Source organism: Edwardsiella piscicida (assembly GCF_001896205.1).
GTDB classification, from domain to species: domain Bacteria; phylum Pseudomonadota; class Gammaproteobacteria; order Enterobacterales; family Enterobacteriaceae; genus Edwardsiella; species Edwardsiella piscicida.
Genome location: NZ_MPNU01000001.1, coordinates 102,997 through 121,488 on the forward strand (window position 1 = coordinate 102,997; position 18,492 = coordinate 121,488).

Below are 18,492 nucleotides of genomic sequence, written 5' to 3' on the forward strand. Positions count from 1 at the left end.
CTGCACTGACCAGCGTGTATTGAATAAGGGAGCCAATCATGCCAATTAAACTGATCGCTATCGATTTGGATGGAACGCTGCTGAACGAGGCGCGGGAAATTACACCGGCGGTGAAAGCCGCTATCGCTGATGCGCGTCGACGGGGAGTTAAGGTGGTGCTGGCTACCGGCCGCCCGCTGATCGGGGTGCGCCCTTACCTGCGCGAGCTGGCGCTGGATGTTGCCGGGGAGTATTGCCTGTGCAATAACGGGGGGCTGATTGTCCATGCCGATAGCGGAGAGACCCTATTTGAGACCGCGTTGGACTATGGCGACTACCGTTATCTGGAGGCGCTGGCGCGTGAGGTAGACTGCCATTTTCATGCGCTGGACGCTGAGCGTCTGTTTACTGCCAATAGGGATATCAGTAAGTACACGGTGCATGAATCCTTTATTACCGGCATTCCGCTGTATTTTTGCCCGGTAGAGCAGATGGATCCCTCCCTGCGTTTCCCCAAGGTGATGATGATCGATCACCCTGAGGTGCTGGAAGCGGCGATCGCGCGCATTCCCGCGCAGGCGTATCAACGCTATACCCTGCTGCGCAGCAGCCCGTTCTTCCTCGAGATCCTGCATCGCGACGTGGACAAAGGGAAAGGGATCGCGCGTTTGGCCGAGCATCTGGGTATCGACCGTCAGCATGTGATGTGTATTGGCGACCACGGTAACGATCTGGCGATGATTGACTACGCCGGTCTGGGGGTGGCGATGGGCAACGCCGAGCCGGCCATTCTGGCCGCAGCGCAGTATGTGACGGCCAGTAACCGCGAAGATGGCGTGGCGCAGGCTATCCAGCGCTGGGTTCTCAATGCGGCGTAAGCCGCTGTGTAAAATGCCGTTTATGGATAGTCTCTCCGGCGGGCCTGGTTTATGCTGGTAAAAACAGGCCGCCAGGGGGCTAATTATGCGCCATCCGTCAGAGTTACAGCTTACCGATGATGCCCGCGGGCATCAGTTGACCAATACCCATGTCTGGACACCCGACAGCCGCTGGATAGCCTATGACGTGCGTCCGCGTGGTTCGACATTTAGCGGCGAGACCATTGAGCGGGTCAGCGTGCCCGATGGTCAGACGCAGTGCCTCTACCGCGCCGTCGACGGCGCCTGCGTTGGCGTGGTAACGGTGGCGCCAACGTCGCCGGAGCGCTATGTCTTTATTCACGGGCCGGAGCATCCAGACGCGCTCTGGCAGTACGATTTTCACCATCGGCGCGGGGTGATCGTCAGCGCTGAGCATCCCGACGTCGCAGAGACGCTGGACGCGCTGGATATCACGCCCCCCTATACTCCCGGCGCCCTGCGCGGCGGTTCCCACGTACACGTTTTTAGCCCCGATGCGTCGCGCCTGAGCTTTACCTATAACGATCATGTGATGCACGAGGACTGTCCTGAGCGCGATCAGCGCAACGTGGGGGTCGCGCTGTCGGGAGCGTCGGTACGCTCCGCCAAGTCGCATCCGCGTGAGTATGACGGCAGCCATTTCTGCGTACTGGTAACCCACACGACGCCAGCGCCGCGTCCCGGCAGCGATGATATCACCCGGGCCTATGAGGAGGGTTGGGTCGGTCATCGGGGATACCTGAAGCCCGACGGCCTGCGTCAGCGCTGGGCGCTGGCATTTATCGGCGATACGCTGTCTGAGGATGGCCAGCGTGTGCCGGAGCTGTTTATCGTCGACCTGCCTGAAGAGGATAGTGCCTATCGCCAGGCTGGCGTCTCCCCGCTGCAGGGGACCGGGAGCACCCTGCCGGCGCCGCCGGCCGGCGTATCGCAGCGGCGATTGACGTTTACCCATTCCCGGCGCTATCCCGGCCTAGCGACGCTCCCGCGGCACTGGGTTCGCAGCGCGCCGGACGGTGGGAGTCTCGCGTTTCTGATGCGGGACGACAATGGTGTGGTACAGCTGTGGCGCGTATCGCCTAACGGCGGTGAGCTACGTCAGGTGACTCACGGAGGATATGACGTACAGTCCGCCTTTAACTGGCATCCGGACGGGCGCTCGGTGCTGATGGTGATGGATAACAGCGTGGTGCGCTGCGATGTGGCCAGCGGAGCGGTCACCCGGATCACCGAGCGTACGGCGCAGCCCCCCTGCGCTGATGCCGTCATACCGTCGCCGGATGGCCGCTGGGTAGCCTATATGCGAGAGGTCAACGGCTGGGCGCAAATTTTCGTCGCCCGCCTGACCACGGATGACGAGTAGCTGCGGTCAGTTCTCTAGCGCAGCCGGCGGCGCCATACCGCTGGCTGCGCTGGCCTGTTCGGCACGCTGCACGCGGGCGCGCGGCGACGCCGTGGCCGGATCGTCGTCGGCGCGGTAGTAGTCATAGGGCAGTAGCAGCGTATCGGCGACCGCCGACAGCGGTAGATCCAGGGCTAACAGCGGGCGCATGGCCCAGCCGCTTTCCTCGCTGCCGATCATCTGCAGATCGTTTTTGGTGCCCGCGTAGTAGCCCTGATGAGGGCCGACGCGCGTCATGACGCTGGAGCATCCGCTACTGAGTAACAGCATACCCCCGGCAAACAGGAGCGTGGTATGGCGCACGAAGGGTGTAGTCATAGTGTCATCCTGGGCTGATTCCAATCTGCCGCCGTCTCTTTCCGGCAACGTTGCTTAGCATATACTGGAATATTGACGCCGTGTTTGTTTTTCAGCCAAATTTTGTCAATGTGTGCTGTATCATAAAATTTAGACGATACCGCTTGAAAACGTCAGGATCGTCGCCATCTTATTATCAGAGCAATGATGGATACGCCGATAGGGTATTCATTTAATCAATCTGTCCATTGGGAAGATTATTTCATCCTCGCTGCATTGTTTAGGAGGCTGTCGCTATGCGTAATTTTGATTTGGCACCGTTGTACCGCTCCGCCATCGGATTTGATCGTTTATTCAATCTTATTGAGTCGGGGCAGAATAATACCAATGGAGGGTATCCTCCGTATAATGTTGAACTGGTAGATGATAATCACTACCGTATTTCTATTGCCGTCGCTGGCTTTGATGAGGCGGAGCTTGAGATAACGTCTCACGCTAACTCACTGATGGTTAAAGGCTCTCATCAGGCGAGCGACAAGCAGCGAACCTATTTGTATCAGGGGATCGCTGAACGTAATTTTGAACGTAAATTTCAGCTGGCTGAACATATTCATATAAAAGGCGCACGGCTGGAGAATGGACTATTATTTATCGATTTGGAGCGGATTATTCCCGAGTCGCAGCAGGCACGTAAGATTGCCATAAAATAACGGAAGTTGGCTGGTTAACTAACGCTACTTTTGCCTGCCTTTGGGGGCAATGCAGGTGGAAATAGTTCCACCTGAGCATTATTAACATCTCGCTTCGTAGAAGGAGTATAGGAACATGCGTAATTATGATCTTTCACCGTTAATGCGTCAGTGGATTGGTTTTGACAAGCTGGCTAATGCCATGCAGACCTCGCTGGAGCCGCAGGGATTTCCACCCTATAACATTGAAAAGAGTGACGATAACCACTACCGCATCTCTCTCGCGCTGGCGGGATTTCGCCAGAGTGAGCTGGATATTGAGGTTGAAGGCCCGCGCCTGACGGTGCGCGGCAACCCGGTCAAACCGGAAAAGCCGGTGGAGTACCTGCATCAGGGGCTGGTGTGTAAGGCCTTTGAATTGAGCTTTACCCTGGCAGAACACCTGACGGTAGAGGGCGCCGCCTTTGAAAACGGTCTATTGAATATCGATCTGGTGCGTCACGTACCGGAGGCGCTCCAGCCGCAGCGCATTATCATCGGCGCCGCGCAGCGCGATCCCGCGGCGCTTGAGTGCCGGGATGAACCGAACACCCAACAGTAATAATCAGATCGACCATACCCTCCGCGGGTATAAACCCTCTCGATTTGGCGCAGCCGCGGCTGCGCCTTTTTTTATTCTGTAATTTTTAATTTTTACAGAATAATCAAAATAAAGGGGCTACGCGGCTGACTTGTCGCATCGGCTCACTGCGGGTAAGGTGGTTTTTTTTATTCCTAACCGTCCGCGTGGTCCGCTATGACGTTTTCTGCTTTTGGCGAGAGATTTACCCGTTACTCCGCAATCACCCGTCTGATGGACGATCTCAATAATGGTCTGCGCACGCCAGGCGCCGTTATGCTGGGCGGCGGTAACCCGGCGCGGATTGCGCAGATGGATGCGTATTTTACCTCCCTATGCGGTGAGCTGCTGGAGGAGGGGACGCTGGGCGAAGCGCTGTGTAACTATGATGGGCCACAGGGTAAGGATACGCTGCTGGAGGCGTTGGCCAGACTGCTGTCAGAACAGTATGGCTGGCCGATTGGGCCACAAAATATTGCGCTGACTAACGGCAGTCAGAGCGCGTTTTTCTACCTTTTTAACCTGTTTGCGGGACGGTGCAGCGATGGCACTCGGCGGCGGGTCCTGTTTCCGCTGGCGCCGGAGTATATCGGCTATGCCGACGCCGGCCTGGAGGATGATCTGTTTGTGGCGCTTAAGCCCAGCATTGCCCTGCTGCCGCAGGGGCAGTTCAAGTACCATATCGACTTCGATCGCCTGAAGATTGAGGATGACATTGGCCTGATCTGCGTATCGCGGCCAACCAACCCAACCGGAAACGTGCTGACGGATGAAGAGCTTACCCGCCTAGACGCGCTGGCGCGGCAGCATCGCGTCCCGCTGCTGATCGACAACGCCTACGGGGTACCCTTTCCCGGCATCATCTTTACCGAGGCGACGCCGCTGTGGAACCCGAATACGATCCTGTGCATGAGTTTGTCGAAGCTAGGGTTGCCGGGCGTACGCTGCGGGATCGTGGTGGCTGACGAACGAACCATTCAGGCGCTGAGCAATATGAACGGCGTCATCAGTCTCTCTCCGGGCAGCATGGGTCCCGCGCTGGCGCTGCGCATGATCGAGCGTGGCGATCTGCTGCGGCTGAGCCGTGAGGTGATTCGCCCGTTCTATCAGCAGCGCGTTGACCAGACGCTGGCGATTATTCGCCGCTATCTGCCGGAGGAGCGCTGTCTGATCCACCGGCCTGAGGGGGCGATTTTTCTTTGGCTATGGTTTAAGGATCTGCCGATTGGCAGCGAGGAGCTGTATCAGCGGCTGAAACAGCGCGGCGTACTGATGGTTCCCGGCGACTATTTCTTCCCCGGGCTAGCGCAGGCGTGGCCGCATACCCGGCAGTGTATGCGCATGAACTATGTGCCCGATCCGACGTTGATTGAGCGCGGGGTGCAGATCCTGGCAGAAGAGGTTGAGCGCGCCTACCGCGAAGCGGGCGCCGCCTAGCGAGGCATTCGCCGTCACAATAAAAAACCCGGCATCGGCGCCGGGTTTTTTATTGTCTTGAGACAGGCCGTTTAGTTCTGCAGCAGCCCGGCATTTTGCTGCTTTGCCGCCATCAGCGTCTGGTATTTGGCGGACAGATCGCGCATCAGCTGGTTGTACTGATCGACCTGAGCCTGAGTTTGCAGCTGTACGCCCTGATTATCGAAGCGCGCCTGCGGTCCCAGATTTTGTAGGAAATCACCGACCTGTACCAGCGTTTGGGCGACGTCTGCCGCCTGCGGGATCATCGGCATAACGGCGTTGCTGGGGCCGGTGACAATCTTGGTGAAGGCTTTATCGAAGACGGCTTTGACCTCTTCAGGCTGCTTCAGCGTGGCATAGGCACCGTCGGCCTGAGCCTTGGCACTCTGGATCTGCTGGCCCAGCATGTTCAGCGCGCCAAGCTCCTGCTGCAGACGATCGCGCTGGGTCAGATACTCCTGCGGGGTACGGATCTGCTGCAGGGTACTGAACAGCGGCGTCATGCTGGCTTCCATGGCGCGGTTAAAGTTCTGAGAAAAGGTGACCAGGACAGCATAGTCGCCGGCATAGTGCCCCAGCTGCTGTTTTTGGGCCTCGCTCAGGGTGGGGATCGTAACGCTGCCGCGCATTACCGTATTCTGTAGATAGTCGATAAAGGCTTTTTGCTGCTCTTTATCGCTATCGCCGCAGCCACTCAGCTGCATGACTAAAAAGAGTGCCATAACGGGCATCAGCAGGCGCTGTGCCCATGTTTTTACTGCGAAGGTCATGTGAGTGACTCCTGTAAACCGCGCAAGAATGGTACGAAATCTGTCAATCTAGTGTACCCCGTAAAATGCGGGATAACAGCCATAAAGTAAAAAACCCGCCTAACGGCGGGTTCGATAGCCTGCTCTGCTAACCTACTGCAGAACGGAGATGTCGGCGACCTGCAGGAACAGATCGCGCAGCTTGTTCAGCAGCGTCAGGCGGTTGATGCGGACCTGCTCATCGTCGGCCATGACCATAACCTGCTCGAAGAAGTCATCGACTGGCTGACGCAGGGTAGCCAGCTCAACCAGCGCTTCCTGATAGCGGCCGTCGGCGAACAGCGGCGCCAGCTTCTCCTGCAGCGTGATCAGGTTGGCCGCCAGGCGGATTTCCGCCGGCTCTTTCAGCAGGACGGCCTGAACCTGTTCAGCCAGGACATCGCCTGATTTGGTCAGGATATTGGAGACGCGCTTGTTCGCGGCGGCCAGCGTAGCGGTCTCCGGCAGCGTACGGAAGTGGCTGACGGCGCGTACGCGGGCGTCGAAGTCGGCCGGACGGGTCGGACGGCGCGCCAGCACCGCCTGAATGGTGTCAACGGCATGGCCCTCTTCTTGATACCACGCGCGGAAGCGGCCCAGCATAAACTCCACGACGTCATCGACGACGTTGGCGTTGCTCAGCTTGTCACCGTACAGGCGCACGGCTTCCTGCGTCAGGGTCAGCAGATCCAGCGGCAGCTTTTTCTCTACGACGATACGCAGTACGCCCAGTGCGGCGCGGCGCAGCGCAAACGGATCTTTATCGCCCTTCGGATGCTGGCCGATGCCGAAGATCCCCGCCAGGGTATCCATTTTATCGGCAATGGCGACAGCGCAGGCGACCAGAGAGGTGGGCAGCGCATCGCCGGCAAAGCGCGGCATATACTGTTCGTTCAGGGCGACGGCGACCTCGTCGGCCTCGCCGTCGTGGCGAGCATAGTGCATCCCCATGACCCCCTGGGTGTCGGTGAACTCAAACACCATGTTGGTCATCAGGTCACACTTGGAGAGCAGGCCCGCGCGGGTTGCCATATTGACATCGGCGCCGATCTGCTGGGCAATCCAGCCGGCCAGCGCGGTGATGCGATCGGTCTTATCACGCAGGCTGCCCAGCTGCTGCTGGAACAGCACGGTCTCCAGACGCGGCAGATTGTCCTCAAGACGCTGCTTACGGTCGGTTTTGAAGAAGAACTCGGCGTCGGCCAGACGCGGACGCACGACCTTCTCGTTGCCAGAGATGATCTGCTGGGCATCTTTGGAGTCAATATTGGCGACAAAGATGAAGTTTGGCAGCAGCTTGCCCGCGGCATCGTAAACCGGGAAGTATTTCTGGTCACCTTTCATGGTGTATACCAGCGCCTCTGCCGGAACAGCGAGGAATTTCTCTTCGAACTTGGCGGTCAGTACGACCGGCCATTCGACCAGAGAGGTGACCTCTTCCAGCAGGCTGTCGCTCAGATCGGCTACGCCGCCGATGCGGGCCGCAGCGGCTTCGGCATCGCGCTTGATCAGCGCCTTGCGGGCGTCATAGTCAGCGATAACCTTGCCACGCTCCAGCAGGATCTGCGGATACTGATCGGCGCTGTCGATGGTGAACTCGGCTTCGCCCATAAAGCGGTGGCCGCGGATGACGCGATCGGACGGCACCCCAAGGATCGTCGCCGGAATGCTTTCGCTGCCCAGCAGCAGGGTGACGGTATGTACCGGGCGGACAAACTGCGTATCGCTGTCGCCCCAGCGCATCAGCTTGGGGATAGGCAGGCGTGACAGGGCGTTGGCGACCAGCGTCGGCAGCAGATCCTGGGCACGTTGCCCTTTCTGCAGCGCGCGGTACAGCAGCCACTCGCCTTTGTCGGTGCTCAGGCGCTCGGCCTGATCGACGCTGATGCCACAGCCGCGGGCCCAGCCCTCGGCCGCCTTGGTCGGCTTACCGTCGGCGTCGAACGCCTGGGCGATGGCCGGACCCCGTTTCTCGATCTCGCGATCGGGCTGCGCCGCGTTCAGGGCGGCGACTTTCAGCGCCAGGCGGCGCGGTGCGGCGAACCATTCGATATCGCCGTGCGCCAGACCGGCATTATCCAGTTCTGTGCGGAAGTTGTCGGCAAAGGCCTGCGCCAGGGAGCGAAGTGCTTTCGGCGGCAGCTCTTCCGTGCCGATTTCAACCAGGAAAGTCTGTTGCGTCATGGCTGCCTCTTAATCTTTTTTACACATCGGGAAGCCCAGCGCCTCGCGGGAGGCGTAGTAGGCTTCGGCGACCATTTTGGTCAGGGTACGGATGCGCAGGATGTAGCGCTGGCGCTCGGTCACGGAGATCGCTTTGCGGGCATCCAGCAGGTTGAAGCTATGGGCAGCCTTCAGAATGCGCTCATAGGCCGGCAGCGGCAGCGGGTGCTCCAGCTCCAGCAGCATGCGGGCTTCTTTTTCGTACTGTTCAAAGCAGGCGAACAGGAAATCGACGTCAGCGTATTCGAAGTTATAGGTGGACTGCTCCACTTCGTTCTGGTGGAACACGTCGCCGTAGGTGGTTTTACCCAGCGGGCCATCGCTCCATACCAGGTCGTAGACGCTATCGACGCCCTGGATATACATGGCCAGACGCTCTAAGCCGTAGGTGATTTCACCGGTAACCGGCTTACACTCCAGGCCACCCACCTGCTGGAAGTAGGTGAACTGGGTGACTTCCATACCGTTGAGCCAGACTTCCCAGCCAAGGCCCCAGGCACCCAGGGTCGGGTTTTCCCAGTTATCCTCAACAAAGCGGATATCATGCACGGTGGGATCCAGTCCCAGCGCTTTGAGTGAGCCCAGGTACAGTTCCTGAATGTTGTCCGGTGACGGCTTGATCACGACCTGAAACTGGTAGTAATGCTGCAGTCGGTTCGGGTTCTCGCCGTAGCGGCCATCGGTCGGACGGCGGGACGGTTGTACATAGGCGGTCGCCATCGGCTCTGGGCCCAGCGCTCGCAGGCAGGTCATCGGATGGGAAGTGCCGGCGCCGACTTCCATGTCCAGCGGTTGGACGATGGTGCAGCCCTGGCGCGCCCAATAGTCCTGCAGAGTCAGGATCAGCCCCTGAAAGGTCTTGATATCAAACTTTTGCATGTTGGATGTGTTCGCACGCGTTCAAGTGGATTGAAACAGAAAGGATCAGTATACCGCCTGAGCGTAAGATATACAGCAATAGTGCGACAAGGCGCGCTTTTTTAGCCCGCAGGCGCCGCTATTGCGGATTTTACGTGCAAAATATCGCATCAACGCCGGGCGCTGACGCTCTGGCAGGGTATGATGCGCTGAAGACTGTTATCGGGAGAACGTATGGACGACCACGCGCCGCCGCGCTGTGCCTGGGTTTCGGCCGATCCTCTGTATATCGCCTATCACGATCATGAGTGGGGTAGGCCGCTGTATGACGGGCAGGCGTTGTTCGAACTGCTGTGTCTGGAAGGACAGCAGGCCGGGCTCTCCTGGCTGACGGTGCTGAAAAAGCGTCAACGTTACCGGCAGGCTTTCCATGGCTTTGATCCCGCCAAGGTGGCGGCGATGACGGCAGAGGATATCGCTGACCTGCTGTTGGACCAGGGGCTGATCCGCAACCGGCGCAAGCTGGAGGCGATCGTCACCAATGCCCGGGCCCTGCTGGCGATGGCGCAGCGCGGCGAGGCGTTTTCGGCCTTTATCTGGTCGTTCGTCGGCGGGGCACCGCTGGCGCCGCCGGAGGGCGGATGGCAGGCGCTGACGCACACGTCGGTTTCTGATGCCCTGGCCCGCGCGCTGAAGCAGCGCGGTTTTACCTTTGTCGGCACCACGATCTGCTACGCCTTCATGCAGGCCTGTGGGATGGTGAATGACCATATGCCCGGCTGCTGTCTGTACCATGATGCGTCCCCTGTATCTGCGTCCGGCCAGGCCCGCTGATACGTCGGCGCTGCTGGCGCTGTGGCTGAAGCTGACGATCCAGGCTCACCCGGCGATACCGCCCGGCTACTGGCGCGCCAGCCTGCCGTGGGTGCGCGATGCCTATCTGCCGGAGGGGCAGACGTGGCTGGCGACCGACCGTGGACGGATCGGCGGCTTTATCTGCATATTGCCTGGCCATCTGCTCGGTGCGCTGTTCGTGGCACAGCGCCTGATGCGCCACGCTAAACGCCACCATCCCTGGCTGCTGTTAGAGGCATACTGTGCCAACCTGCGGGCGCAGGCTTTTTACCGCCGCCAGGGGTTTCACTGCATCGACAGACAGATCCAGGCGCAGACCGGTCAGGCGGTGGCCACGCTGCTGTGGCAGCGTAGGGCGGTGCTTGAGAAAAGCGAGCGTCTTGATTACACTGCGCGCTCTTCCGTCATGGGGGAGTAGTCTGTCGGTGCGCCAGCGCCGACGCTGACGTCAACAAACTTGGTGTTATCACCATGGCGTCAGCGCCCGTCACGAGATGGGTTGACGAGACCTGTGGCCGGCCAAGGCGCACTCCGGGGTGAGGGCCTGGTCGCGCCATGTGTCTATGAGACTCACCCCGGTATATGTTCCGCTGTGTCCATTATTCTTACTTCGATGAGCTCCGTCGCCCTGGCTGAAATCGGCGATAAAACTCAGCTTTTGACGCTGCTGCTGGTAGCGCGCTTTGGTAAGCCTTTCCTGATCCTGTTGGCAATTATTCTGGCAACGCTGGTTAACCACTACTTTGCTGCCCTGATAGGGGAGCTGGTCACGCAGTTTCTCAGTCCGCAGATTATGCGCTGGATGGTGGCGGCGGGCTTCTTGGCCATGGCCGTGTGGGTACTGTTTCCCGATAAAGATGACGGTGAGATCCGCGGGGGGCATCCCTTCTGGACGTCGCTGGTGGTGTTCTTTCTGGCTGAGATTGGCGATAAGACCCAGATTGCGACCGTCCTGCTGGGCGCGCACTATCAGCATATTACCTGGGTCGTCCTGGGGTCGACGCTGGGGATGGTGCTGGCCAATGCGCCGATGCTGTGGTTCGGTGCTCGGCTGCAGCCCTACCTGAAGAGCGGCTGGGGAAGGCGACTTTCTTCTCTGCTGTTTGCGATTTTAGGAGTTGTTACCCTTATCCTGTGACGTGATTTTTGCTCCACTCATACTGAACCAATGCCCACCGAGCCGGTCAGACGGGGGCAGCGCGACCGCGGCAGGTGCCGCGCATCGCGCATCACGCTATCTTGACGTCCCCGGGAGCGGGGACATTTATCGACATTGAGGTTTATTCATGAAAAAAAGCCGTTTTTGCATCGCAGGCCTGATCAGTGCGGCGCTGATCCTTTCCGGATGTACCACCAATCCCTATACCGGTGAGTCTCAGGCTGGGAAGTCCGGCGTCGGCGCCGGCTTGGGTGCCCTGCTGGGCGCCGGCGTGGGTGCACTCTCCTCTTCTAAGAGCGATCGTGGTAAGGGGGCGCTGATCGGCGCGGCGGCGGGTGCGGCGCTGGGCGGCGGCATCGGTTATTACATGGATGTGCAAGAGGCGAAGCTGCGCGACAAGATGCGCGGTACCGGGGTGAGCGTCACCCGTCAGGGCGATAACATTGTCCTGAATATGCCGAATAACGTGACCTTTGATTCGAATAGCAGCAATCTGAAGCCGGCCGGTGCCAATACACTGACCGGGGTGGCGATGGTGCTGAAGGAGTACCAGAAAACGGCGGTTAACGTCGTGGGCTATACCGATAGCACCGGTAGCCGCGATCTGAACATGCGCCTGTCACAGCAGCGCGCCGACAGCGTTGCCAGCGCGCTGATCGTTCAGGGCGTGTCCGCGGGACGCATTCGCACCATCGGCATGGGGCCGGCGAACCCGATTGCAACGAACAGCACTGCCGCGGGGAAAGCACAAAACCGCCGCGTGGAAATCACGCTTAGCCCGCTGTAAGGGGCTAAGCCATGGGGTGCCCGGCCTGGTCGGGCAGCTCAGGCGCCGCCTTTGCGCAGCAGATAGCGGTAGGGCGTCTGCTCGATCTCCTGCGCCAGCAGGGCGTGATCCATAAAACGGCAGAAGCCGGGAATATCGCGGGTGGTGGCCGGATCGTCGGCGATGATCAGCAGGGTTTCACCCGCCGCCATATGGCGTACGGCCTTGCGTACCATCATTACCGGCTCCGGGCAGCGCAGGCCCAGAGCGTCTAGGGTTTTGTCCGGATTGGCGAACAGATCGGTCATGGCAGGTCTCTGAATAGCGCCGTTCAGGGCGGTCGCACGAATAAATAATCTCACGTCGCTAGGGCGTATCCCGTCATTGGCCGTGCGCGTCGCTGACGTGCGCCGTTACGAGACGCGCCCTAGTGTACCCGGCGCAGCGCAGGCTGCAAAGGGCGTTAACGATTGCGTGAAAAATAACCGTTGCATCGTGGCGAGAGCCGGGTATGATCGCCGCCGCATCCGTTAAGGATGATCGTTTTCTTGGGTTCCCTCACCCCAATAACCAAAAAGGTGACATCGATGTTTAGTTTTACACCGCAGCAGCGGTTTACGGCCCTTTGTTGGCTGTCTCTCTTTCACGTCTTGATTATCACATCAAGCAACTATCTGGTGCAGCTGCCGATCACCGTGTTCGGTTTCCATACCACCTGGGGCGCCTTTACCTTCCCGTTTATCTTTTTGGCGACGGATCTGACCGTGCGTATCTTTGGCGCACCGCTGGCTCGGCGTATTATTTTGGCGGTGATGGTGCCAGCGCTGCTGATCTCCTACTGTGTCTCCGCCCTATTTTTTCAGGGGCAGTGGCAGGGCTTTGCCGCGCTGGGCAGCGTTAACCTGATGGTCGCGCGCATTGCCTGCGCCAGCTTTATGGCCTATGTGCTGGGTCAAATACTGGATGTGCATGTGTTTAATCGCCTGCGGCAGACGCGAGCCTGGTGGGTTGCACCGACCGCCTCGACGCTGTTTGGCAACATCAGCGATACGCTGTCGTTTTTCTTTATTGCCTTTTACCGCAGCAGCGACGCGTTTATGGCAACCCACTGGGTAGAGATTGCGCTGGTGGATTATGCATTCAAGCTATTGATTAGCATGGTTTTCTTTTTGCCGATGTACGGCGTTATGCTGAATATGCTGCTGAAGCGGATAGCGTTTCGCCAGCAGCAGGCCTCGCTGGCGTAGTTCACGTGGGATGAGGGAGACGAAACGGGGTGCGCGTAGGCGCGCCCCGTTGTCGTTTAGGGGGACCGCCGCCGTGAACTGATAAATTAAAACTATAAAAATCACATATATATCATTGTTATATATAATTTTATTTCGTTTTTTTCTGCGCTATGTTCCTCCACAGGAGAGATTTTTCTGAGGAGAATATTATGTATAGATCAGCACGGATGTATAAATACCCGATATTGATATGCGCCCTGCTGTCGCCGCTGACTGCGACGACGTATGCAGCCGACGCTGAGCAGCCGCCGGTGGTATCCCGCGTGCATCCGCTGCTGCATGTTCAGGGATACACCTTTCGCGATGCTAACGGCAATGGTCGCCTGGATCCCTATGAGGATTGGCGGCTTTCTGCGGAGCAGCGCAGCGCCGATCTGGTCGCGCGTATGACGCTGCGGGAAAAGGCCGGCATGATGATGATCGATACGTTCCGGGTGGCACCGCAGGGCGCGATCCGCCAGGAGGATGCTGCGTTAATCCGTGAGCAGCATATGACGCGCTTTATTTTCCGTAATCCGGTGGTGTCGCAGCCGCAGTCCGGTACCAATCAGCTGACGCCGCGCGAGGTGGCAGAGGCGCTAAATCAGGCACAGGAGATGGCGGAGCGAACCCCCCACGGCATTCCGGCGCTGTTTAAGTCTAACGCCCGCAATCACCTCGATCCCCAGGCGCGGGAGGGGATCAACGTGATTAGCGGCGCGTTCTCCTCCTGGCCGAAAGAGGCGGGGCTGGCGGCCACCCGAGACATGTCCCTTATCCGTGAGTTTGCCGGGATTATGGCCCAGGAGTGGCGTGCCGTCGGTATCCGCGGCATGTATGGTTACATGATGGATCTGGCGACGGAGCCCCGCTGGTATCGCGTTCATGAAACTTTTACCGAGGACGCCGATCTGATGTCGGATATTGCCCGCCAATTGATCCTGGGGTTACAGGGAGAGCGGCTGGGCCGCGACAGTATCGCGCTGACCATAAAGCATTTTCCCGGCGGGGGCCCGCAGGAGAATGGCGGCGATCCCCACTATGCCTACGGGAAAAATCAGAACTATGCCGGGCAGAACTTCCGCTATCACCTGAAACCCTTTATTACCGCCATTGAGCTCGGCGTGTCGGCGATCATGCCCTATTACGGTATTCCCGTCGGCCAGGCGCTGACGCCAAACGACGTCGGCATGGCGTTCTCGGCCGGCGTTATCACCGGGCTGCTGCGTGAACAGCTGGGGTTCAAGGGGTATGTCAATAGCGATACCGGGATTATCGGCGATCGCGCATGGGGCATTGAACACCTGCCGGAGCAGGAGCAGATTGCCATCGCGGTCAATGCGGGGACGGATGTCCTTTCGGGCTATCACAGCAATGCCATCGTATATGACACGATCCGCTCGGGAAAAATTAGCCAAGAGCGGGTCGATCTGGCGGTCAGTCGGCTGTTGAAAGAGCAATTTACGCTGGGGCTGTTTGAAAACGCCTATGTTGACCCCGAACGGGCCACGCAAACGTTGGGCAATAAGGCGTTTCAGGCGCTGGCCTCGCTGGCGCAGCGTAAGTCCATCGTCCTGTTGAAAAATGGCGACGATAGGGCGCCGCTATTACCACTGGCGCCCGCGCAGACGTTGTATGTGGTGGGGATGGATAAGGCGATTGTTGAGGCGTACGGGTTTCGGGTGATCAGCGGCGATCGGCGCGGCGGCGCGCTGCCCGCGATACCGCCCCAGACGGCGCGGGCGATCGTTCGCGTGGTGGTCAGCAATCCCTATGTCGAGGCGCGCCGCTTTGGCGGTGCCGCCGAGGATGAGCTGAATGATCTGGCCTTTAGCGCGATGGCCCGGGCTAAAACGTGGCAAATAACGCCGTCGCTGGCCGATATCCAGACGATTATGGCGCGGGTTGGGGCGGCCAATACGATTTTATCCATAAACTATCGCCAGCCGTTTGTGCTAGACCGCGCCAGTGGAATGGATCGCGCCGGAGCCATCCTGGCGACGTTTGGGGTTTCCGACCATGCGTTGATGGATGTGCTCAGCGGGCGTTTTAATCCGCAGGGTCGCCTCCCCTTTGCGCTGCCTAATCAGGCGCAGGCGGTCGTGAACCAACTCTCCGATATGCCGGGCTACCGTGCTCTGGATACCTGGCGTCCCTACGGCTTTGGTCTGCGCTATCAGTAAGGCCGCCGCCTACCCTGTGCCCGTCGCACAGGGTATTTTTCCCCTGACTCCGCCTTTTCGACGTTTTACGCTATGCTCTCCTTTTATCTTCCGACAGGAGGCGCACGATGACACCGATCACGCTGCACTCGGCCACCCCGGCCGCGATCTTGGCGCTGTATCGGGCCATTCCGGAGTTTGCTCCGCGCCATTCGCTGGCGGATATACAGCGGCGTCTTGCCGGCCGTCAGGCCAGTCTCCTGATCGCCCGCAGCGGCGGCCGTGACGTGGGGTTTAAAGTGGGCTATGCGCTGGATGAGCAGATGTTCTACAGCTGGCTTGGCGGCGTGTTACCCGGCTGGCGACGTAAAGGAATCGCTCAAATCCTATTGCATGCGCAGCAGGCGTGGGCGTTAAATCAAGGGTATCGGCGTATTGAGGTAAAAACCCGTAATGGCTTTTCCTCGATGCTGATGATGTTGATAAATAATGGCTATCACATTATTCAGGTGCAGCCTCAGGACGAGGTTGTCGATTACCGTCTGCGTCTGGTCAGGGATCTGCGTTTAGATGCGGCGTAACATACGGTTACTTGCTTTTTGTTCCGCGATCGGGTGCGATGTGGAATTAGACCTTCGGACAACATAAGGAATTTCCATGGGTAATTTAGTGAAGTTGATCGGCGTCGGGCTGTTGGTTACCGGACTGGCCGCCTGCGATGGCAGCTCCACCGCGGAGACCAACGCACCGGCGCAGGGTGCGAGCGCGACTCAGCCCAGCGTGCCGGCGGGTGCCAAAGTCAGCCTGTTAGACGGTAAGATTGGCTTTACGCTGCCTGCGGGACTGAGCGATCAGACCAGCAAGCTGGGCTCACAGACCAACAATATGTCCGTGTATGCCAATAAAACCGGGCAGCAGGCGGTGATCGTCATCTTGGCGCCGATGCCGCAGGATAACCTGAATACCCTGTCGACCCGCCTGATTGACCAGCAGAAATCACGCGACGCCAGCCTGCAGCTGGTCTCGTCTGAGAGCGTTAAGCTGGGTGGAAAGGACGTTGAGAAGGTCGTGAGTATGCAGCAGGCGAACGGTCACGCCATCTACTCCAGCATTATCTTAGCCCAGGTCGGCGATCAGCTGATGACCATGCAGATCTCCCTGCCGGGCGATAATCGCCAAGAAGCGGCCAATATCGCCAACGGCGTGCTCAATACCCTCTCCTTTGCCCAATAAGCGTCGCGGGGGGCCGACAGACTATCGGCCCTCCGTAGCGATCGGTGACGGCTCTGCGACAAGCTGCCCGCTGACCATGCGTTGATGCAGCGTGTGGCCGTGGCCGTCCTGCGCCTGCAGCGTCGCCTCGACGCCTTGGCGGAACGGCGTGCCGGCCTGCAGCGGCGCGCGTAGCGTCAGCTGTAGATTCATATCGCCCTGCAGCGTCGTCAGCGCAGGCCAGCCCCAGGCATCCAACTGACTGACCGGTACGCCGCGCCCGTGGAGCGCCAGCGTTAATAGGCTATCGTCCTGGATCAGGGTCGCGCTGGCCTCCAGTAATCCCTTCTGTGAAATCGCGCTGAGATCGCTGACGCGGACGGTGCCGCCGTCCGCCAGCAGCGTTGCCGATGGACGGCGCAGATCCACCTTATTAAAGGTAGCCTCGCTGGCATTGAACTGCATCTGCCCCTGCCAGATCCCCCAGCGGCGCTGGCGGGCGAGGGTGACATGGCTACCAAAGCCATCCAGCGCGGTCATCTGAAATGGAAAGTCGGGGTTAATATCGACCAACAGGGTGCGGCTGAGAGAGAAGCGCTGCAGCGTGATCTCCTGCAGCCAGGCGGGCAGCGGGCGTAGCCACAGCGTGCGCCATGCGCTGGGCAGCGTGTACACCAGGCCGACGACGGCCAAATCGTTGAGGGTCAGATGGCCGCTGTCACGCTGCCAGTCGCCGCTGGCGCGGATCAGCGCATTGCTCCAGCGGGTATTGAACTGGCGCAGCGTGATCCCCTGCGGCGTGAGGTCGGCGCTGAGCAGCGGATCGCTCAGATGCACCGTCCCGAGCACGATATCCGCCGCGTTGAAGGCCAGCGATCCCCGTTGGCTATGCCAATGGCCATCGGTCAGCGAGACGTTGCGCAGAGTGGCATCCAGCCCGCCCAGCGCCCAGCCTTTGCCCTCAAGGTTAGCGCCCAGCAGATCGAGCCGGACGAGCGTCAACGGCGGCAGGATCTGCAGCGCGTGTAGAAACGGCCGCAGCGCCTGTGGGCTTTGCCAGTGGATCTGGCTCAGCCGCAGGCTATCGATACGCCATGTGCCATCGGCCTGGCGCAGCGCCTGCGCCGTCATTTGCCCATTGGCCACATCGGCACCCAGGTTATTCAGCCACAGCTGGCGATCCCGATACTCCCCCTGTACCAGCACGTTTTTGGCCGGAATCTCGCCGATGTTCAGCGCCGCGGCGCTGAACTGAAAATCCACCTTGGTACTGCCGGGGCGCAGGGGAACGATGCCGCCGTCTACGTCGGAGGCCTGCAGGGGCCAGTCAGCGTGGGGCCAGAGGATCTGCATATCGTGCAGGCGCAGGGCGGCGGCGCTGATGGGCAGAGGTGGTATGCCGTCCTGCGTCAGCGTCAGTTTGCCGCCGCTGAGGCTAATCGCGCTAAAGTGGCGCGGTGCGCTAAGCTGCTGCCAGCCGAAGGTCAGGCGCAGCGTCGCTGACTGGATCAGCGGGGGCTGACCGGCGCGGGCCAGACTGAAGCCGTTAACCTGCACTGTCGCCGGCTGACCCAGGGTATGCTGCAGCGCACTCAGCGTGATGCGGTAGTGGGTGTGTTGGTTGACCCAGTCGCTTATCTGGCGGGCTCCCCAGCGGCTCTGCACGATAAAATAGGCCGCCGCCAGCGCCAGCAGGATCAGTACGCAGAGCGTCAGCAGCAGTTTCCCGATAACTTTCATGGTGATTCGTCCTTTCAGTGTTCCGGGGCGGCATACGCGGCAGTGTCCAGGAGAGCGTTGATGCCTCTCAAAGGCCGAGAGCGGTCTGGCCCCGTTCGCCGGGCACAGCCTAGTTTAT

At 59.5% G+C, this 18,492-nt stretch carries 19 protein-coding genes and 1 riboswitch; of the genes, 13 read left to right on the top strand and 6 right to left on the bottom strand.

Going from position 1 to position 18,492, the window contains the following annotated elements:
* The first annotated feature begins 38 nt into the window (after window positions 1–38).
* Both yidA and BRD58_RS00480 read left to right on the top strand, forming a co-directional pair.
* Window positions 39–857 (top strand): sugar-phosphatase, encoded by an 819-nt coding sequence (yidA, locus tag BRD58_RS00475; protein ID WP_015460645.1) that lies wholly within the window; start codon window positions 39–41, stop codon window positions 855–857.
* 85 nt (window positions 858–942) lie between these two features.
* A complete protein-coding gene (locus tag BRD58_RS00480; RefSeq protein ID WP_012846889.1) occupies window positions 943–2,241 on the top strand; it encodes a DUF3748 domain-containing protein in 1,299 nt (432 codons plus the stop codon).
* Between the two features lie 6 nt (window positions 2,242–2,247).
* Here the strand turns inward: BRD58_RS00480 and BRD58_RS00485 are convergent, their stop codons facing one another.
* Window positions 2,248–2,598, bottom strand: a complete 351-nt coding sequence (locus BRD58_RS00485; RefSeq protein WP_015460647.1) for a YceK/YidQ family lipoprotein — start codon at window positions 2,596–2,598, stop codon at window positions 2,248–2,250.
* 275 nt (window positions 2,599–2,873) lie between these two features.
* Between BRD58_RS00485 and ibpA the strand changes: the two genes are divergently transcribed.
* The 3 genes from ibpA (at window position 2,874) to BRD58_RS00500 (ending at window position 5,322) form a co-directional block, all read left to right on the top strand.
* A complete protein-coding gene (ibpA, locus tag BRD58_RS00490) occupies window positions 2,874–3,287 on the top strand; it encodes a small heat shock chaperone IbpA (RefSeq protein WP_015460648.1) in 414 nt (137 codons plus the stop codon).
* Window positions 3,288–3,402: 115 nt separating this feature from the next.
* The gene (gene ibpB / locus BRD58_RS00495) at window positions 3,403–3,867 is read left to right on the top strand and encodes a small heat shock chaperone IbpB (protein WP_012846892.1); all 465 of its coding nucleotides are present in this window, start codon (window positions 3,403–3,405) and stop codon (window positions 3,865–3,867) included.
* A gap of 195 nt (window positions 3,868–4,062) precedes the next feature.
* A complete protein-coding gene (locus tag BRD58_RS00500) occupies window positions 4,063–5,322 on the top strand; it encodes a valine--pyruvate transaminase (protein WP_012846893.1) in 1,260 nt (419 codons plus the stop codon).
* 71 nt (window positions 5,323–5,393) lie between these two features.
* On the opposite strand, the gene BRD58_RS00505 is transcribed toward BRD58_RS00500, so the two are convergent.
* The 3 genes from BRD58_RS00505 to glyQ all read right to left on the bottom strand — a co-directional run bounded on the left by BRD58_RS00505 (window position 5,394) and on the right by glyQ (window position 9,233).
* Window positions 5,394–6,113, bottom strand: a complete 720-nt coding sequence (locus BRD58_RS00505) for a DUF3053 domain-containing protein (RefSeq protein ID WP_012846894.1) — start codon at window positions 6,111–6,113, stop codon at window positions 5,394–5,396.
* Window positions 6,114–6,245: 132 nt separating this feature from the next.
* On the bottom strand, window positions 6,246–8,315 hold the full coding sequence (gene glyS, locus BRD58_RS00510; protein WP_073381367.1) for a glycine--tRNA ligase subunit beta: 2,070 nt from the start codon (window positions 8,313–8,315) through the stop codon (window positions 6,246–6,248).
* Window positions 8,316–8,324: 9 nt separating this feature from the next.
* The gene (glyQ, locus tag BRD58_RS00515; protein ID WP_012846896.1) at window positions 8,325–9,233 is read right to left on the bottom strand and encodes a glycine--tRNA ligase subunit alpha; all 909 of its coding nucleotides are present in this window, start codon (window positions 9,231–9,233) and stop codon (window positions 8,325–8,327) included.
* Window positions 9,234–9,446: 213 nt separating this feature from the next.
* On the opposite strand from glyQ, the gene BRD58_RS00520 reads away from it, so the two are divergent.
* The 4 genes from BRD58_RS00520 (at window position 9,447) to BRD58_RS00535 (ending at window position 12,013) form a co-directional block, all read left to right on the top strand.
* Window positions 9,447–10,046, top strand: coding sequence for a DNA-3-methyladenine glycosylase I (locus BRD58_RS00520; RefSeq protein WP_012846897.1), 600 nt, complete (start codon window positions 9,447–9,449; stop codon window positions 10,044–10,046).
* Complete coding sequence (locus BRD58_RS00525) at window positions 10,006–10,485, top strand: N-acetyltransferase (RefSeq protein WP_073381369.1); 480 nt, start codon at window positions 10,006–10,008, stop codon at window positions 10,483–10,485. Before BRD58_RS00520 ends, BRD58_RS00525 begins: the two co-directional genes overlap by 41 nt.
* Window positions 10,465–10,568, top strand: a riboswitch (yybP-ykoY riboswitch). (Overlaps the previous gene by 21 nt.)
* A gap of 91 nt (window positions 10,569–10,659) precedes the next feature.
* Window positions 10,660–11,205, top strand: a complete 546-nt coding sequence (locus BRD58_RS00530) for a TMEM165/GDT1 family protein (protein WP_225857420.1) — start codon at window positions 10,660–10,662, stop codon at window positions 11,203–11,205.
* A 148-nt stretch (window positions 11,206–11,353) separates the two neighbouring features.
* Complete coding sequence (locus BRD58_RS00535; protein ID WP_012846900.1) at window positions 11,354–12,013, top strand: OmpA family lipoprotein; 660 nt, start codon at window positions 11,354–11,356, stop codon at window positions 12,011–12,013.
* A 38-nt stretch (window positions 12,014–12,051) separates the two neighbouring features.
* Here BRD58_RS00535 and tusA read toward each other — a convergent pair whose 3' ends face one another.
* Entirely contained in the window at window positions 12,052–12,300 is a 249-nt protein-coding gene (tusA, locus tag BRD58_RS00540; RefSeq protein ID WP_014524145.1) for a sulfurtransferase TusA, read from the bottom strand.
* Window positions 12,301–12,579: 279 nt separating this feature from the next.
* Here tusA and BRD58_RS00545 point away from each other — a divergent pair, with 279 nt between their 5' ends.
* The 4 genes from BRD58_RS00545 to BRD58_RS00560 all read left to right on the top strand — a co-directional run bounded on the left by BRD58_RS00545 (window position 12,580) and on the right by BRD58_RS00560 (window position 16,655).
* Entirely contained in the window at window positions 12,580–13,239 is a 660-nt protein-coding gene (locus tag BRD58_RS00545; protein ID WP_012846902.1) for a 7-cyano-7-deazaguanine/7-aminomethyl-7-deazaguanine transporter, read from the top strand.
* 191 nt (window positions 13,240–13,430) lie between these two features.
* Window positions 13,431–15,443: a glycoside hydrolase family 3 protein gene (locus tag BRD58_RS00550; protein WP_236721564.1), complete on the top strand. Its 2,013-nt coding sequence runs from the start codon at window positions 13,431–13,433 to the stop codon at window positions 15,441–15,443.
* 107 nt (window positions 15,444–15,550) lie between these two features.
* On the top strand, window positions 15,551–16,003 hold the full coding sequence (locus tag BRD58_RS00555; protein ID WP_073381372.1) for a GNAT family N-acetyltransferase: 453 nt from the start codon (window positions 15,551–15,553) through the stop codon (window positions 16,001–16,003).
* A 76-nt stretch (window positions 16,004–16,079) separates the two neighbouring features.
* Window positions 16,080–16,655 (top strand): DcrB family lipoprotein, encoded by a 576-nt coding sequence (locus tag BRD58_RS00560; protein WP_012846906.1) that lies wholly within the window; start codon window positions 16,080–16,082, stop codon window positions 16,653–16,655.
* A gap of 21 nt (window positions 16,656–16,676) precedes the next feature.
* Here the strand turns inward: BRD58_RS00560 and BRD58_RS00565 are convergent, their stop codons facing one another.
* Entirely contained in the window at window positions 16,677–18,374 is a 1,698-nt protein-coding gene (locus BRD58_RS00565; RefSeq protein ID WP_073381374.1) for an AsmA family protein, read from the bottom strand.
* Between the last annotated feature and the right edge of the window lie 118 nt (window positions 18,375–18,492).

What these genes read in the sequence shown, in the direction of transcription:
- ibpA (WP_015460648.1), top strand. Translation starts at nt 2,874, where the DNA reads ATGCGTAATTTTGATTTGGCACCGTTGTACCGCTCCGCCATCGGATTT.
- yidA (WP_015460645.1), top strand. Translation starts at nt 39, where the DNA reads ATGCCAATTAAACTGATCGCTATCGATTTGGATGGAACGCTGCTGAAC.
- BRD58_RS00565 (WP_073381374.1), bottom strand. Translation starts at nt 18,374, where the DNA reads ATGAAAGTTATCGGGAAACTGCTGCTGACGCTCTGCGTACTGATCCTG.
- ibpB (WP_012846892.1), top strand. Translation starts at nt 3,403, where the DNA reads ATGCGTAATTATGATCTTTCACCGTTAATGCGTCAGTGGATTGGTTTT.
- glyS (WP_073381367.1), bottom strand. Translation starts at nt 8,315, where the DNA reads ATGACGCAACAGACTTTCCTGGTTGAAATCGGCACGGAAGAGCTGCCG.
- BRD58_RS00520 (WP_012846897.1), top strand. Translation starts at nt 9,447, where the DNA reads ATGGACGACCACGCGCCGCCGCGCTGTGCCTGGGTTTCGGCCGATCCT.
- BRD58_RS00545 (WP_012846902.1), top strand. Translation starts at nt 12,580, where the DNA reads ATGTTTAGTTTTACACCGCAGCAGCGGTTTACGGCCCTTTGTTGGCTG.
- BRD58_RS00560 (WP_012846906.1), top strand. Translation starts at nt 16,080, where the DNA reads ATGGGTAATTTAGTGAAGTTGATCGGCGTCGGGCTGTTGGTTACCGGA.
- BRD58_RS00480 (WP_012846889.1), top strand. Translation starts at nt 943, where the DNA reads ATGCGCCATCCGTCAGAGTTACAGCTTACCGATGATGCCCGCGGGCAT.
- glyQ (WP_012846896.1), bottom strand. Translation starts at nt 9,233, where the DNA reads ATGCAAAAGTTTGATATCAAGACCTTTCAGGGGCTGATCCTGACTCTG.
- tusA (WP_014524145.1), bottom strand. Translation starts at nt 12,300, where the DNA reads ATGACCGATCTGTTCGCCAATCCGGACAAAACCCTAGACGCTCTGGGC.
- BRD58_RS00555 (WP_073381372.1), top strand. Translation starts at nt 15,551, where the DNA reads ATGACACCGATCACGCTGCACTCGGCCACCCCGGCCGCGATCTTGGCG.
- BRD58_RS00535 (WP_012846900.1), top strand. Translation starts at nt 11,354, where the DNA reads ATGAAAAAAAGCCGTTTTTGCATCGCAGGCCTGATCAGTGCGGCGCTG.
- BRD58_RS00505 (WP_012846894.1), bottom strand. Translation starts at nt 6,113, where the DNA reads ATGACCTTCGCAGTAAAAACATGGGCACAGCGCCTGCTGATGCCCGTT.
- BRD58_RS00485 (WP_015460647.1), bottom strand. Translation starts at nt 2,598, where the DNA reads ATGACTACACCCTTCGTGCGCCATACCACGCTCCTGTTTGCCGGGGGT.
- BRD58_RS00525 (WP_073381369.1), top strand. Translation starts at nt 10,006, where the DNA reads ATGATGCGTCCCCTGTATCTGCGTCCGGCCAGGCCCGCTGATACGTCG.
- BRD58_RS00550 (WP_236721564.1), top strand. Translation starts at nt 13,431, where the DNA reads ATGTATAGATCAGCACGGATGTATAAATACCCGATATTGATATGCGCC.
- BRD58_RS00500 (WP_012846893.1), top strand. Translation starts at nt 4,063, where the DNA reads ATGACGTTTTCTGCTTTTGGCGAGAGATTTACCCGTTACTCCGCAATC.